Source organism: [Mycobacterium] fortunisiensis, from assembly GCF_019050325.1.
In the GTDB taxonomy this organism is placed as follows: domain Bacteria; phylum Actinomycetota; class Actinomycetes; order Mycobacteriales; family Mycobacteriaceae; genus Mycobacterium; species Mycobacterium fortunisiensis.
Genome location: NZ_VOMB01000006.1, coordinates 121,159 through 136,256 on the forward strand (window position 1 = coordinate 121,159; position 15,098 = coordinate 136,256).

At 67.5% G+C, this 15,098-nt stretch carries 14 protein-coding genes; 9 read left to right on the top strand and 5 right to left on the bottom strand.

Annotated elements, in window-relative coordinates; translation table 11 throughout:
• The first annotated feature begins 75 nt into the window (after positions 1 to 75).
• Positions 76 to 1,344, top strand: coding sequence for a phosphoribosylamine--glycine ligase (gene purD / locus FR943_RS04920; RefSeq protein WP_217155230.1), 1,269 nt, complete (start codon positions 76 to 78; stop codon positions 1,342 to 1,344).
• Between the two features lie 69 nt (positions 1,345 to 1,413).
• Here the strand turns inward: purD and FR943_RS04925 are convergent, their stop codons facing one another.
• Positions 1,414 to 2,247 (bottom strand): alpha/beta hydrolase, encoded by an 834-nt coding sequence (locus tag FR943_RS04925; RefSeq protein WP_217155231.1) that lies wholly within the window; start codon positions 2,245 to 2,247, stop codon positions 1,414 to 1,416.
• 127 nt (positions 2,248 to 2,374) lie between these two features.
• Here FR943_RS04925 and FR943_RS04930 point away from each other — a divergent pair, with 127 nt between their 5' ends.
• Both FR943_RS04930 and FR943_RS04935 read left to right on the top strand, forming a co-directional pair.
• Positions 2,375 to 3,004, top strand: coding sequence for a TetR/AcrR family transcriptional regulator (locus tag FR943_RS04930; RefSeq protein WP_217155232.1), 630 nt, complete (start codon positions 2,375 to 2,377; stop codon positions 3,002 to 3,004).
• A gap of 19 nt (positions 3,005 to 3,023) precedes the next feature.
• Positions 3,024 to 4,463 carry an APC family permease gene (locus FR943_RS04935; protein ID WP_217155233.1) on the top strand — a complete coding sequence of 480 codons (1,440 nt, stop codon included), beginning with the start codon at positions 3,024 to 3,026 and terminating at the stop codon, positions 4,461 to 4,463.
• On the opposite strand, the gene relZ is transcribed toward FR943_RS04935, so the two are convergent.
• Positions 4,460 to 6,187 carry a DUF429 domain-containing protein gene (gene relZ / locus FR943_RS04940; protein WP_217155234.1) on the bottom strand — a complete coding sequence of 576 codons (1,728 nt, stop codon included), beginning with the start codon at positions 6,185 to 6,187 and terminating at the stop codon, positions 4,460 to 4,462. The two genes, FR943_RS04935 and relZ, sit on opposite strands and share 4 nt — an antisense overlap.
• Before the next feature lie 50 nt (positions 6,188 to 6,237).
• On the opposite strand from relZ, the gene purB reads away from it, so the two are divergent.
• Together purB and FR943_RS04950 are read left to right on the top strand one after the other, a co-directional pair.
• Positions 6,238 to 7,656, top strand: a complete 1,419-nt coding sequence (gene purB / locus FR943_RS04945) for an adenylosuccinate lyase (protein WP_217155235.1) — start codon at positions 6,238 to 6,240, stop codon at positions 7,654 to 7,656.
• Positions 7,653 to 8,861, top strand: coding sequence for a cytochrome P450 (locus tag FR943_RS04950; protein ID WP_217155236.1), 1,209 nt, complete (start codon positions 7,653 to 7,655; stop codon positions 8,859 to 8,861). The genes purB and FR943_RS04950 overlap by 4 nt, the downstream gene beginning before the upstream one ends.
• A 1-nt stretch (position 8,862) precedes the next feature.
• Here the strand turns inward: FR943_RS04950 and FR943_RS04955 are convergent, their stop codons facing one another.
• Both FR943_RS04955 and FR943_RS04960 read right to left on the bottom strand, forming a co-directional pair.
• Entirely contained in the window at positions 8,863 to 9,720 is an 858-nt protein-coding gene (locus FR943_RS04955) for a type IV toxin-antitoxin system AbiEi family antitoxin domain-containing protein (protein WP_217155237.1), read from the bottom strand.
• Positions 9,721 to 9,821: 101 nt separating this feature from the next.
• Positions 9,822 to 10,445: a hypothetical protein gene (locus FR943_RS04960; protein ID WP_217155238.1), complete on the bottom strand. Its 624-nt coding sequence runs from the start codon at positions 10,443 to 10,445 to the stop codon at positions 9,822 to 9,824.
• 30 nt (positions 10,446 to 10,475) lie between these two features.
• Here FR943_RS04960 and FR943_RS04965 point away from each other — a divergent pair, with 30 nt between their 5' ends.
• Both FR943_RS04965 and FR943_RS04970 read left to right on the top strand, forming a co-directional pair.
• On the top strand, positions 10,476 to 11,363 hold the full coding sequence (locus tag FR943_RS04965; protein ID WP_217155239.1) for a phosphoribosylaminoimidazolesuccinocarboxamide synthase: 888 nt from the start codon (positions 10,476 to 10,478) through the stop codon (positions 11,361 to 11,363).
• Positions 11,360 to 13,507: a S9 family peptidase gene (locus FR943_RS04970; RefSeq protein ID WP_217155240.1), complete on the top strand. Its 2,148-nt coding sequence runs from the start codon at positions 11,360 to 11,362 to the stop codon at positions 13,505 to 13,507. The genes FR943_RS04965 and FR943_RS04970 overlap by 4 nt, the downstream gene beginning before the upstream one ends.
• On the opposite strand, the gene FR943_RS04975 is transcribed toward FR943_RS04970, so the two are convergent.
• A complete protein-coding gene (locus tag FR943_RS04975) occupies positions 13,436 to 13,882 on the bottom strand; it encodes a DoxX family protein (protein ID WP_217155241.1) in 447 nt (148 codons plus the stop codon). The two genes, FR943_RS04970 and FR943_RS04975, sit on opposite strands and share 72 nt — an antisense overlap.
• An 87-nt stretch (positions 13,883 to 13,969) precedes the next feature.
• Between FR943_RS04975 and FR943_RS04980 the strand changes: the two genes are divergently transcribed.
• Together FR943_RS04980 and FR943_RS04985 are read left to right on the top strand one after the other, a co-directional pair.
• Entirely contained in the window at positions 13,970 to 14,524 is a 555-nt protein-coding gene (locus tag FR943_RS04980) for a TetR/AcrR family transcriptional regulator (RefSeq protein WP_217155242.1), read from the top strand.
• Positions 14,525 to 14,534: 10 nt separating this feature from the next.
• Positions 14,535 to 15,023, top strand: a complete 489-nt coding sequence (locus FR943_RS04985; RefSeq protein ID WP_217155243.1) for a glutathione peroxidase — start codon at positions 14,535 to 14,537, stop codon at positions 15,021 to 15,023.
• Positions 15,024 to 15,098: the final 75 nt, after the last annotated feature.

Here is a 15,098-nt window from a genome sequence, read left to right on the forward strand (position 1 = left end):
GCGAGCACGTTCTGGCGTCGACCATACACCTTGGCGTCAAGTGTATGCCCGGGCCCATGCGGTTACGCTACGACCGTGCGCGTCCTCGTTATCGGATCCGGTGCCCGTGAACACGCCCTGCTGCTGGCCCTGCGCCGCGACCCGCAGGTCGACGAGCTGGCGGTGGCGCCCGGCAACGCCGGCACCGCGGTGATCGCCGACCAGTACGACGTCGACATCACCTCCGGTGAGGCCGTGGTCAAGCTGGCCCAGCGGCTCGGCACCGACCTGGTGGTGATCGGCCCCGAGGTGCCCCTGGTGCTCGGTGTCGCGGACGCCGTGCGCGCGGCCGGCATCGCCTGCTTCGGCGCCGGCAAGGACGCCGCCCGCATCGAGGGCTCCAAGGCTTTCGCGAAAGACGTCATGGCCGCGGCCGGGGTGCGGACCGCGAGCAGCGAGATCGTCGACAACCCGGCCCACCTCGACGCCGCGCTGGACCGCTTCGGCCCACCGGCCGGTCAGGCCGCCTGGGTGGTCAAGGACGACGGACTGGCCGCCGGCAAGGGCGTGGTGGTCAGCGCCGATCGTGACCTGGCCCGGGCCCACGCCGCGAGCCTGCTCGATTCCGGACACCCGGTGCTGCTGGAATCGTTCCTGGACGGTCCCGAGGTATCGCTGTTCTGTGTGGTCGACGGCGCCACCGTGGTGCCGCTGCTGCCCGCGCAGGACTTCAAACGGGTCGGCGACGGCGATACCGGCCCCAACACCGGTGGGATGGGTGCCTATGCTCCCTTGCCCTGGCTGCCGGAGTCGGTGAAGAACCAGATCGTCGACGAGATCGTCAAACCCGTTGCGGCTGAACTGGTTGCGCGCGGCAGCTCGTTCTCCGGCCTGCTCTACGCCGGTCTGGCGATCACCTCCAACGGTCCGGCGGTGGTGGAGTTCAACTGCCGTTTCGGTGATCCGGAAACGCAATCCGTTCTGGCCCTGCTGGATTCACCGCTGGGACAGCTGCTGTCCGCCGCGGCCACCGGCGAGCTCGCGTCGTTCCCCGAACTGCAGTGGCGTGACGGCTACGCGGTGACGGTGGTGGTGGCCGCGGAGAACTACCCCGGCCGGCCGCGCGTCGGGGACGTCATCCACGGGTCCGAAGCCGACGGCGTACTGCACGCCGGCACCGCCCGGCGCGAGGACGGTGCCGTGGTGTCCTCGGGCGGCAGGGTGCTGTCGGTGGTGGGCACCGGACCGGATCTGGCGGCCGCGCGCGACGCGGCCTATGCGCTGGCCAAGTCGATTCGGTTGCCCGGCAGCCACTTCCGTACCGACATCGCGCTGGCCGCGGCCGAGGGCCGGATCACCCTGTAGCGCGAGCAGACGCTGCGGTACCCCAACCTGCGGGAATTGGGGTACCTCCACGTCTGTTCGGCGAAAGAACTAGGCCACCAGCAGCGGGGCCATCCAGGAGATCTCGGCCGGCAACTGGGAACTCCAGAAGCTGCCGTCATGCCCGCCGGGGGAGAAGCCACCGGCCGGCGGGGTGGGCAACTGGGCGATGAACTTCTTGGTGGCCGAATAGAACGGATCGCTGTTGCCGCAGTCGATCCGGATCGGGATCGACCCCAGTGCGGACTGACCCCAGACGCTGTTGGCGGCGTAGTCCTCGGCGCTGTCGAATGCCCCGGGCGCGGCCGCCCCCGATGACGTCCACAGGGCCGGGCTGACCGCGCAGATCGCCGCGGTGCGTCCCGGTCCGAGCCGTGAGCCCAGCAGCAGTGCGCCGTAACCGCCCATCGACCAGCCCAGAAAGCCCACCCGCGAGGTGTCCAAACCCTGATCGCCGAGCATGGGGATGAGTTCGTCGAGCACCATGGCGCCCGAGTCCTCACCGGATGCGCGCTTGTGCCAGTAGCTTCCGCCGCCGTCGACGGCGACCACCGCGAACGGCGGCAGCCCGGCGGCCACCGCCTCGGCCAGGCCCTGCTCCACCCCGCCGTCCATCACGCCGGCGGCGTCCTGGCCTTTGCCGTGCAGGGCGATCACCGGCCGGAGTTTGCCCGTCTGGCCCGGCGGGCGCGCGATGGCCCAGTTGGTGTTGGTCCCGCCGCGCGCGGCCGAGACGAACGAGCCCTTGACGAACGTGGGCGCCGGAGCGGGCGCGGCCGGGGCTGCCGGAGACGAGGCGAGGGCGACGGCACCGGCCGCGCCGGCGGCCGCACCGACGCCGAGGCGCAGGACGGCGCGGCGGCTCAAGTTGGGCATGCGGGCCATCTTGCCATCGCCCCCGCGGCGGCCTTGGCCGGAGGCATTCTCGCCGCGGCCAAGACCGGGGAACAAAACCTGAGTAAAGCCTGATGATTGGCCGAAAGCCCGATGTGTGGCTGGTCCGGCTGGCAGCATGCTAAAGGTGACGGCAGCGGTCACCCCTAAAGGGGAGCGTCGGCGGTACGCCCTCGTCAGGGCGGCCGCTGAGTTACTTTGTGAAGGCGGATTCGACGCCGTGCGGCACCGTGCCGTGGCGCGCCGAGCCGGTCTGCCGCTGGCCTCCACGACGTACTACTTCTCGTCATTGGATGACCTCATCGCCAAGGCCGTCGAGTACATCGGGACCCGGGAAGCCGAGCAATTGCGCACCGGTGTGGCCGCCCTCTCGCGTCGTCGCCGCGGTGCGGAATCGACCGCCGACATCTTGGTCGACTTGTTGCTGGGCGAGTCCCGCGAACGCCGCGGAAGCGAGGAGTTGATCTCACGCTACGAGCGCTACATCGCCTGCGCCCGCCAGCCCGGGCTGCGCGACATCCAACGCCGTATCCTGCAACAGCGCACCGACGCTGTGGTCGAGGTGGTGGAGCGCTCGGGCCGTTCGGTACGGGCCGAGTTGGTCACCGCGCTGGTGTGCGCCGTCGACGGAGCGGTGGTTGCATCGTTGGTCGACGAGGGGGAGGGTCCCAGGGCCAGCGCCCGCGCCACGCTGATCGACGTGATCGACGTGCTGGCGCCCGTGGATGATCGGGCGGTACGCGTCTGAGGGGACTGAAGGAGGGGGAATGCCGCAATCGGCGACCGCGGGGGAACCGCAGCTCAAGCGGGTCATGGGGCCCGGCCTGCTGTTGTTGTTCGTCGTCGGCGACATCCTCGGCACCGGTGTCTACGCGCTGACCGGTCAGGTCGCCAAGGAGGTTGGCGGCGCGGCGTGGCTTCCGTTCCTGGCGGCCTTCGTGATCGCCACCATCACCGCGTTCAGCTACCTCGAGCTCGTCACCAAGTATCCGCAGGCGGCTGGCGCAGCGCTGTACGCACACAAGGCTTTTGGCGTCCACTTCGTCACCTTCCTGGTCGCGTTCATCGTGATGTGTTCCGGAATCACCTCGGCCTCAACGGCTTCGAGATTCTTCGCGATCAGTTTCTTCGACGCCGTGAAGATCAACTTCGATCATGTCTTCAGCTGGCAGCGGCTGGGCACCGTTGCGCTGGCGCTGCTGTTCATGACCCTGATCGCCACGGTGAACCTGCGCGGGGTGAGCGAGAGCGTCAAGCTCAACGTGGTACTCACCTTCGTCGAGATCACCGGTCTGGTGATCGTCATCGTGGTCGGGCTCTGGGCGATTTTCAGCGGGGTCGAGGTCGACTTCGCCCGGGTCGTCGCGTTCGAAACCGCCGACGACAAGAACGCTTTCCTCGCGGTCACCGCGGCGACATCGTTGGCCTTCTTCGCGATGGTCGGCTTCGAGGACTCGGTCAACATGGCCGAGGAAACCAAAGACCCGGTGCGGATCTTCCCCCGGGTGCTGCTGACCGGTCTGGGGATCGCCGGCGTGGTGTACGTGGTGGTGGCCGTCATCGCGGTGGCCCTGGTGCCGGTCGGAGACCTGGCCGAAGCCGACTCCTCACCGCTGGTGAAGGTGATGAAGGCCGCCGCCCCCGGGTTGCCGTTCGACAACATCCTGCCGGTCATCTCGATGTTCGCGGTGTCGAACACCGCATTGATCAACATGCTGATGGCCAGCCGGCTGATCTACGGCATGGCCCGGCAACACGTGCTGCCGCCGGTGCTCGGGGTGGTGCATCCGAAGCGGCACACACCCTGGGTGGCAATCCTGTTCACCACCCTGATCGCGTTCGGCCTGATCGTCTACGTGTCGGCTTTCGCCAGCGGTGACACCGTGTCCATCCTCGGCGGAACCACCTCGCTGCTGCTGCTCGCGGTGTTCGCCATGGTCAATGTCGCCGTCCTGGTGCTGCGCCGCGACGTACGAAAAGGCGGCGGGCACTTCAAGACTCCGACCGCGCTACCGGTCATCGGCTTCATCGCCTCGCTGTATCTGGTGCTGCCCACCTCGGGGCGGCCCTTGGAGCAGTACGTCCTGGCCCTGGCACTCGTTGCCACCGGCATCGTGTTGTTCGTCGTCACGATGGTGATCAACCGGCAACTCGGCATCCGCGGAGCCGGTATCACCGACCCGACCCACCTCGGCGACTCGCCTTAGGATTCGCTGCGTAGCTTCCCAATCCGGTTCTGCAGCATCGTGATCCGATGCGAGTTCCCTTCGAGCTCGATGTAGTGTTCGGCGAACACCGCCAACAGCGCATCATCGAGGCGGCGCACGGCACCGGGCGGGTACCGGTAGCCCATCAGCCGGTTGACCGCGTCGGCGTCCACCGAATCCAACACCCCCGTCAGCGCTTCCAACGACGTGATGCCGAGCTCGAGCAGCAGCCCCGAGATCCAGCCGTAGTGATCTGTCCGCGACCAACCGGCGTCGGAGAAGCGGTGACCGAGGTAGGTGGCCAGCACCGGGGTCGGGATCCGCGAATCTCTGGAGAATCCCGGGAACTCGCCATCCCCCTCGCCCTCGGACATGGTCAGGCGCAGCCGTTCTCGGATCTCGGCGAACTCCCGGTCGGCCAACTCCAGCAGCCCGGCCGCCAACGTGAACCGCCGATCCAGCTCGCTGACATGCTCGGCCGGGATCGAACCCTTGTACCGCACATCGTGTTCGAACTCGGCCCAGGCGTGCTGCAGCACGGTGCGGACCTGGATGGAGGCCGGATGCTGCTCGCCTTCCACCCCGATCAGCAGATGCCGGCTGGCATATCCCCATCGGCCCTCCCGCGCCGTCTTGGCGCCCATGTCCCGGTCGTCGAGCACCCGCATCTCCCCGGCCAGCAGGTTGGCCACGGTGTCGACATCCTCACGCAGATAGGTGATGACGCGCACGCCCACCTGATCGGTGATCTCCACCAGCGGGTCGGTGTAGAGCCGGGTGCCGTCGGCTGCGCGCCGGTTGGCCTTCTCGGCGAAGGAACCGACGCTCTTGGTGCGCGCCGTGATGCTCAGGTAGTTGATGCCGGCCTCGTCGAGCAGGCTCGTGACGAGCTTGAGGTACTGCTCGGTGGCGGCCACCAGATCCGGTCGCCGGGAAGCGTATTCGGTGACGGCGTCCGACGGTGGCTGCTCACGCACCGGGACCGGACGCGGCCGGGGCAGCCGGTCGGCCGGCAGCGACGGGGTGATGATGTACCCGGAGGCGACGTCACCGTAGGTGGTCACGTCCTCGGGCCGGTGGTACCAGTACGAGGCGATGTACGCGCACAGCAGCGCGTCGACCGGGTCTTCGTCCCGGTCGAGCTGTCCCGGGCGGGTGGCGGCCTCGACGCGCTTGCGCAGCTCCACCCAATTGACGTTGCGGTTGGCCCGCAGCCGCGGCGTCGCCCGGTCGAGCTCCTCGATGAACGTCATCAACCGCAACAGCTCACGCTGTCGATCCTCGAACGCGCCGCGCTTGTACTTCAAGGTCCTGTCGAGCCCGAACAACACGATGGTCGCCGGATGCGGGTACACCTCGATCGCGCGGCGTCCCGACGGTGAGGACGGATCCAGGTCCAGGCCGAGCATCGAGGCGATCCGCGCGCCGCGGGGATGCTTGAACTCCGGGCGCTCGGTGAACGCCGGACGGGCGCCGGCGTCGAACCGCTGGAAGTCCCGGTTGAGCTCCCGCTCGCAGGGACGGTGGCCCGTCGGGTTGTTGACGATGAGCGGTGCATCGATGGCGACCAGGCAATCGCCGCTGACATAGGGCTCGACAGCCGCGGCGATATCGTCGTCTTCCTGCGCCGTCCCGATGTGGAGAAGTCGCCCACCGGAGTCGATGGCGGCCACACCCGTCTGATTCTTCTCGCCCCACGCGAGGTCGAGTCCGACGAAGTACATCCGTCCACTGTCTCATTGGTACCCCGGCTCGGGTCGTAAGCTGTGTGTTCGTGACGATCCCGAATGTTCTGGCCAACCGCTACGCCAGCGACGAAATGGTCGCGATCTGGTCGCCCGAGGCCAAGATCATCGCCGAACGCCGCCTCTGGCTGGCCGTGCTGCGCGCGCAGGCCGAGCTGGGTGTCCCGGTGCCCGACGGGGTGGTCGAGGACTACGAGCGGGTCGTGGAGAACGTCGACCTCGCCTCGATCGCCGCCCGGGAACGGGTGACCCGCCACGACGTCAAGGCCCGCATCGAAGAGTTCAACGCACTGGCCGGCCACGAGCATGTGCACAAGGGCATGACCAGCCGCGACCTCACCGAGAACGTCGAGCAGCTGCAGATCCGCCGCTCGCTGGAGCTGGTGTTCTCCCACGGCGTGGCGGTGGTGGCCCGGCTGGCCGAGCGGTCTGTCGTCTACCGGGACCTGGTGATGGCCGGCCGCTCGCACAACGTGGCCGCCCAGGCCACCACACTCGGCAAGCGGTTCGCCTCGGCCGCCGAAGAGACGTTGGTGGCGTTGACCCGTCTGCGTGAGCTGATCGACCGCTACCCGCTGCGCGGCGTCAAAGGCCCCATGGGAACCGCCCAGGACATGCTCGACCTTTTCGACGGCGACACCGCCAAGCTCGCCGAGCTGGAACGTCGCGTTGCCCAATTCCTGGGATTCACCGAGGTTTTCACCAGTGTGGGGCAGGTGTACCCGCGCTCACTGGACCACGACGTGCTCTCGGCGCTGGTGCAGGTCGGGGCCGGGCCGTCATCGCTGGCCCACACCATCCGGCTGATGGCCGGCCACGAGCTGGTGACCGAGGGCTTCGCACCCGGGCAGGTCGGCTCCTCGGCGATGCCGCACAAGATGAACACCCGCTCCTGCGAGCGCGTCAACGGCCTGCAGGTGGTGCTGCGCGGCTATGCCTCGATGGCCGCCGAACTGGCCGGCGCGCAGTGGAACGAGGGTGACGTGTTCTGCTCGGTGGTGCGCCGCGTCGCCCTGCCGGACGGCTTCTTCGCCATCGACGGGCAGACCGAGACGTTCCTGACCGTGCTCGACGAGTTCGGCGCCTACCCGGCGGTGATCCAGCGCGAGCTGGACCGCTACCTGCCGTTCCTGGCCACCACCCGCATCCTGATCGCCGCGGTGCGGGCCGGCGTGGGTCGCGAGACTGCGCACGAGGTGATCAAGGAGCACGCCGTCGCCGTCGCCCTGGACATGCGCGAACGCGGGCTGGAGCCCGACCTGCTGGACCGGTTGGCCGCCGATCCGCGGCTGCCGCTGGACCGGGCCGCTCTCGAGGCCGCCCTGGCCGACAAGCAGGCGTTCACCGGGGCCGCCGGCGCCCAGGTCGACGGGGTGGTCGCGGCTGTCGACGAGCTGGTCAGCCGGTATCCCGAAGCCGCGAAGTACACCTCGGGCGCCATCTTGTGACGTCGCCGGATCTCACCGATCTGGACAATTTCGCGCATGGGTTTCCCCATGAGCTGTTCGCCGTGCACCGCCGCGAGGCCCCGGTGTACTGGCATGCGCCAACCGAACACACTCCCGACGGCGAAGGCTTCTGGTCGGTGGCCACCCACGCCGAAACGCTCGCGGTGTTGCGCGACGCCGAGACGTTCTCCTCGGTGACCGGCGGCGACCGGCCGTACGGCGGCACGCTGCTGCAGGACCTGTCCATCGCCGGGCAGGTGCTCAACATGATGGACGATCCACGACATGCCGAGATCCGGCGGCTGGTCAGCTCGGGGCTGACACCGCGGATGATCCGGCGGGTCGAAGACGACCTGCGGGCGCGCACGCGCCGCCTGCTCGATGCGGTGGTGGTGGGTGAGCCGCTGGACTTTCTGGTCGACGTGGCCGCCGAACTGCCCATGCAGATGATCTGCATTCTGCTGGGAGTGCCCGAATCCGAACGGCATTGGCTGTTCCAGGCGATCGAGCCGCAATTCGACTTCGGCGGCTCCCGCTCGGCCACCATGGCGCAGATGTCGCCGGAAGAGGCCGGCTCGCGGATGTATACCTACGGCGCCGAGCTGATCGCGGCGAAGCGGACCGAACCCACCGACGACATGCTCTCGGTCGTGGCCAACGCGACGGATACGACGTTGAGCGATCTCGAGCTGTATCTGTTCTTCAGTCTGCTGTTCAGCGCGGGCGCCGAGACCACCCGCAATTCGGTGGCCGGTGGATTGTTGGCTCTGATCGAACATCCCGATCAGATGGCGCTGTTGCGTACGGATCTTGGGGAATTGCCGACCGCGATCGAGGAGATCGTGCGGTGGACGTCCCCGTCACCGTCCAAGCGCCGCACCGCAACCCGCGCGGTGACCCTCGGCGGCTGCTCGATCGAACCAGGCCAGAAGGTGCAGGTGTGGGAAGGGTCGGCGAACCGGGATTCGCTGGTGTTCTCGCAACCGGACGTTTTCGACATCACCCGTAAACCCAATCCGCACTTGGGTTTCGGCTACGGAATCCACTACTGCCTGGGCGCCAATCTGGCCCGACTGGAGTTGCGGGTGTTGTTCGAGGAGCTTCTCACCCGGTTCTCGTCGGCCCGTCTGGTCAAGCCCGTCGAATGGACCCGCAGCAACCGTCATACCGGCATCCGACATCTGGTGGTGGAGCTCAGCGCCTGAGTTACCGAGCCGGCGCCGATCTGATCTCGGCGACCACCCGCTGCGGGTACTCGGCGAGATCCAGCCAGGTGAACCGCAACACCTGCCACCCCATCAGCGCGATCTCGTTCTGCTTGACCCGGTCCTTCTGAAAATCCTCCTGGTCGTGATGGAACGCCCAGCCATCGGTTTCGATCGCGAGCTTGCGCGCCGGGAAGGCCACTTCGATCACGTACCGGCCCAGGCGGTAGTTGGCCTTCCAACCGGTGATCCGGGCTTCTCTGAGCAGCTTGATCAGTATCCGTTCGGCTGCCGAGCGGGCCCCGTCGGCGGCTGCGAGGAGCAGGCGGCGGGCAGCCGGTGATCCGTGCCTGCCCTTGTTGCGCAGGTGCGCCCGCCAGAGGTCACGCAGGTCGGTGTGGCGCTGCAGCGCGGTGTCCATGAGCTTGGCGCCGCCGCCGCGGCGGGCTGCGGCTTCCACGACGGTCAGCGGCAATGCCGTCACCCGCAGCCCGCGGCGCTCCACAATGTCGTGCGGGTCGAGGTCGCGCCGCCGAATCCGGACGGCGTGCCTGCGCCGAAAGTTGCTGACCTTGGGAACGGTGACCTCGATGGTTTCAGGCGCATATTTCGTGACCCCGTGCCACCACGCTGCGGCGAGCCCGCTGGCTGTGGCGTTTGTGCCGAGCGACCACACCGCCGCGCGGGTTCGTGCGGCATCGGTGAACGGCCGATCGTCGGCGAAGTAGACGCCGCGTGAGCAGCGCAACCACCGTCCGGATCGAATCAGCCGATTCACTGCGTCCTGGCTTAGTCCAGCCTGCTTGGCCTGAGCCAGGGTGATCACGCCGTCGTGATCACGCAGAAAGTCTTCAAGCACATCCGATTGGACGCAGTACGCCGCTCAAACGGTTCCCATCTTTCGATTTGTGCACCGCAACCGGCGGGTGGCGCCGCTGCAGGTGCACAAATCGCCGGGTGTTAGTCGATGCGGCGCAGGCGCATGCCGGCCGAACGCAGCTCGAGGGCGGCCAGGCCGCGAATGGCCCGCTGATCTTGACTGCGCCACGCACCGACGGGGTCGTCCGACACCGCGGTCAGCTTGGCCAGCGGCCGGTTGGCCAGCGCCCGCAGGGCCAGCAGTTGCTCGCCGGCCGCGGTCGAGGCCAGGGTGATCGCAGTCCACTTGCGCCGAAAGAAGCGCACCCGCAGATACAGCCAGGGCATGGCGACAAAAAGAATGGGAGCGGCCGCCACCGCCAAAGCCAGTACCCAGGCCAGCCAGCTTGCCGTGCTGTCCAGGTTGGCCCCCGCCCCGGCGATGTCGAGGGCGGCGTCACTGGCCGCCCGCAGCGGTTTGCTCAGCGTGTCGCCCACCAAGGGCACGTGGTCGGTGCTGTCACCGGCCGAGCCCAGATTGTCGGCGACCCCGTTGGCCCCGCTCTCGACCTGCCTGCCGACTTCGGCGATGGTGGACACCGCAGAATGCACCGCCGTCCCCACCAGGATCCACACCAAGGTCCAGGTGAGCACGGCCACGTCGCTGAACAACTGGGCCAGCAAGCGGCCCGGTCGGCTGGCATAGGGCAGGTACCGCGATCTCATGGGACCGATCCCAACACATAGGCTGACCCAATGCGCCCCGCTCTGTCCGACTATCAGCACCTGGCCAGCGGCAAGGTCCGCGAGTTGTACCGCATCGACGACGACCACCTGCTGTTCGTGGCCACCGACCGCATATCGGCGTACGACCACGTCCTGGACTCGCCGATCCCGGACAAGGGCCGGATCCTCACCGCGATGAGCGTGTTCTTCTTCGACCTGGTCAGCGCGCCCAATCACCTGGCCGGGCCACCCGACGACAAGCGGATCCCCGCCGAGGTGCTCGGTCGTGCACTGGTGGTGCGGAAGTTGAAGATGCTTCCGGTGGAGTGCGTGGCCCGGGGCTATCTGACCGGGTCCGGACTGCTCGACTACCAGGCCTCGGGATCGGTGTGCGGTATCGCGCTGCCACCCGGCCTCGGCGAGGCCAGCAAGTTCGACGAGCCGCTGTTCACCCCGGCCACCAAGGCCGATATCGGCGAGCACGACGAGAACATCGCGTTCGACAAGGTGATCGACCTGGTCGGGCCGGAGTTGGCCAACCAGCTCAAGGAGCGCACGCTGCAGATCTACCTGCAAGGTGCCGACCACGCGTTGACCAAGGGCATCATCATCGCCGACACCAAGTTCGAGTTCGGTGTCGACGCGGACGGCACTGTGGTGCTGGCCGACGAGGTGTTCACCCCGGATTCGTCTCGGTACTGGCGCGCCGACACCTACCAGCAGGGGGTGGTGCAGGACAGCTTCGACAAGCAGTTCGTCCGCAATTGGCTGACCGGACCGGACTCGGGTTGGGACCGGCGCGGCGACGCCCCGCCGCCGCGGTTACCCGATGAGATCGTGGCCGCCACCCGTGACCGCTACATCGAGGCGTACGAACGGATTTCAGGTCTGCGGTTCGACGATTGGATCGGTGCATGACCGGGCCCGCCCAGCCGCCGGTGGCCAAGCGCGGCAACCACCGCCGCGAGCACCACGGCGACGTGTTCATCGACCCGTATGAGTGGTTGCGCGACAAGGACAACCCCGAGGTGATCACGCACCTGGAAGCCGAGAACGCCTACACCGAGCATGCGACTGCACATTTGGAGCCGTTGCAGCAGAAGATCTTCGATGAGATCAAGGCCCGAACCAAGGAAACCGACCTGTCGGTGCCGATGCGACGCAACGGCTGGTGGTACTACGCGCGCAGCTTCGAGGGCAAGCAGTACGCCGTGCATTGCCGCTGTCCGATAGGCGATCCCGATGATTGGACTCCGCCGGCGCTCGATGAGCACACCGAGATCCCGGGTGAGCAGATCTTGCTCGACGAGAACGTCGAAGCCGACGGTCACGAGTACTTCTCTCTCGGTGCGGCCACGGTGAGTGTGGACGGCAACGTGCTGGCGTTCTCCGTCGACGTCCTGGGCGACGAGCGATATACGTTGAAGTTCAAGGATCTACGCACCGGGGAGCTCTACGAGGACACGATCGTGGGGATCGGCCCCGGTGGCACCTGGGCTGCCGACGGCCGCACCCTGTACTACACCACCGTGGACGCGGCCTGGCGGCCCGACACCGTGTGGCGGCACCGGCTGGGGTCCGGCCTGCCCGCCGAGAAGGTGTATCACGAACCCGACGAACGGTTCTGGGTGGCCATCGGTCGCAGCCGAAGCGACAAATACCTTTTCATCGCGTCGGGCAGCGCGGTCACCGCCGAGGTGCACTACGTCGACGCAAACGATCCGACGGCCGAACTCACCACCGTGTGGGAGCGCCGCGACCTGGTGGAGTATTCGGTCGAACACGCGGTGGTCGGGGGTGAGGACCGGTTCCTGATCCTGCACAACGACGGCGCCGAGAACTTCATGCTGGTGGACGCCCCGGTCAGCGATCCCACTGACTTCCGCACCCTGATCGAACACCGGGCGGACGTCCGGTTGGACGGTGTCGACGCGTTCGACGGATTCCTGGTGATCAGTTACCGCAGTGACGCATTGCCGAAGATGGCACTGTGGCGGCTCACCGCGGACGGTTATGGCCCCCGCGAGGAGCTGACCTTCGACTCGGAGCTGACGGCGGCCGGCATGGGCGGCAACCCGAACTGGTCCACGCCGAAGCTGCGGATCGGTGCCACCTCGTTCGTCACCCCGGCGCGGATCTACGACCTGGATCTGGCGACCGGGGAGCGCACCCTGTTGCGCGAACAGCCGGTGCTGGGCGGCTACCGGCCGGAAGACTATGTGGAGCGCCGGGATTGGGCGACGGCACCCGATGGGGCGAAGATCCCGATCTCGATCATCCACCGGGCCGGGTTGCAGTTCCCGGCGCCGGCGTTGCTCTACGGTTACGGCGCCTACGAGTCGTGTGAAGACCCGCGGTTCTCGATCGCCCGGTTGTCGCTGCTGGACCGGGGCATGGTGTTCGCGATCGCGCACGTGCGTGGCGGCGGCGAGCTGGGCCGGCCCTGGTACGAGCACGGCAAGCTGTTGGAGAAGACCAACACCTTCACCGACTTCATCGCCGTGGCAGGACACCTCGTCGACACCGGGCTGACCCGTCCGCAGAACCTCGTGGCCCTCGGCGGTAGCGCGGGCGGGTTGTTGATGGGCGCGGTGGCCAACATGGCGCCGCAGTTGTTCGCCGGGATCCTGGCGCAGGTGCCGTTCGTCGATGCGCTGACGACCATTCTGGATCCGTCCATGCCGTTGACGGTGACCGAATGGGATGAGTGGGGTAACCCGTTGGAGGACCCCGAGGTGTACCGCTACATGAAGTCCTACACGCCGTATGAGAACGTGGCGGCGCAGGCATATCCGCCGATCCTGGCCATGACCTCGCTCAACGACACCCGGGTGTATTACGTTGAGCCCGCCAAATGGGTTGCGGCTCTGCGGCATACGAAGACCGACGGCCATCCGGTGTTGCTCAAGACGGAGATGGTGGCCGGTCACGGCGGCCTCTCCGGGCGGTATGAGCGGTGGAAGGAAGCCGCGTTTCAGTACGCCTGGCTGCTAGCTGCCGCCGACCGCGACAATTACGGCAGCGGCCAGGTACACAGCCTCTTCGGCGGTCCGGACACTTAGCTTCGAGGTCATCGATTTCGGCGGGCTGGGCATCCGGGCCGCATACACGTTGGCGGGGAACATGGCCAGCATGAGCACCAGCAGGCAGACCGCGGCCGCCACCCGGGTGGGCGGATAGAGCAGGCCCGCGGCCCCGGCCAGTTCCAGCACACCGGTGACTGTCACCAGGGCGGCCGGTGCGGGCAGAGCGGGCGGCACGATGGCGATCATGTCGCGCCGCAGCGGATCGACGAAGTGCGCGACGCCGGTCATGACGAACATCGCGGCCAGCCCGACCGCGATGGCCTTGGGCCAACTGTCGAGGTAATCCACGCCCAGCAGGCCGATCCCGCGGGCGACCGCACTGCCCAGGACCAGCGTCAGAAAGACGGCCATCGAAACTCCCAAATCTTGTCGGTGACTAGATAGGAACGCTACGCTTTATCTAGCCACTGTCAAGATCCCTTGGTTAGGATGGCCGGCATGGGTTATCACCACGGCGATCTACGAGCCGTGATCCTGACGCAGGCCGCCACCCTGGTGGCCGAACGTGGCGCTGACGGCATCTCGCTGCGCGAACTCGCCCGCGCAGCCGGCGTCTCGCACGCCGCGCCCGCACACCACTTCACCGACCGGCGCGGGTTGTTCACCGCCCTGGCCACCGAAGGATTTGAGCTGCTGGCCGCGGCGCTGACCGGCGCCAGACCGCAGTTCATCGATGCCGCCAAGGCTTATGTGCGCTTCGCCCTCGATCACCCCGGCCACTATGCGGTGATGTTCGACAAGTCGCTGTACGACGACACCGACGCCGGCCTGGTCGCGGCCGAAGCAGCCGCCGGTGCCGAGCTCAACCGGGGCGTCGGCACCCTGTCGGATCCCAAGGCCGCTGCCGACCCGGACGGCGCCGCTCTCGCCGCTTGGTCACTGGTGCACGGCTTTTCGACGCTCTGGCTCAACGGTGCGATCGACACGGCAGGAGATCCGATCGCCAAGACGCAGCGTCTGGCCGAGATCCTGTTCGACGAACAGGTCCGGTAGCGTCGAGCCCATGAGCCTCAACGAAATCCCGCTGACCACGCTCGATGGCAAGCCGACGACGTTGGCCGAGTTGGCAAGCGGCGCAGCACTGGTGGTCAACGTGGCGTCCAAGTGCGGATTGACACCGCAGTACAGCGCCCTGGAAAAGCTTGCGCAGGACTATTCCGCGCGCGGGCTGACCGTCATCGGCGTCCCGTGCAACCAGTTCATGGGGCAGGAGCCGGGCAGCGCCGAGGACATCCAGACGTTCTGCTCGACCACCTACGGCGTGACGTTCCCGCTACTGGCCAAGACCGACGTCAACGGCGATGACCGGCACCCGCTCTACGCCGAGCTGACCAAAGCCACCGACGCCGGCGGTGAGGCCGGCGACATCCAGTGGAACTTCGAGAAGTTCCTGCTCGCCCCCGGTGGCACCGTGGTCAATCGGTTCCGTCCCCGCACCGAGCCCGATGCGCCCGAGGTGATCGCGGCCATCGAGGCGGTGCTGCCCGCTTAGCGCGGTGTCGCCGAATCGACACTCCGCATCCGGGTGTTCGACACCGTCCCGACATGTGACGTTGCCACAGTGGAC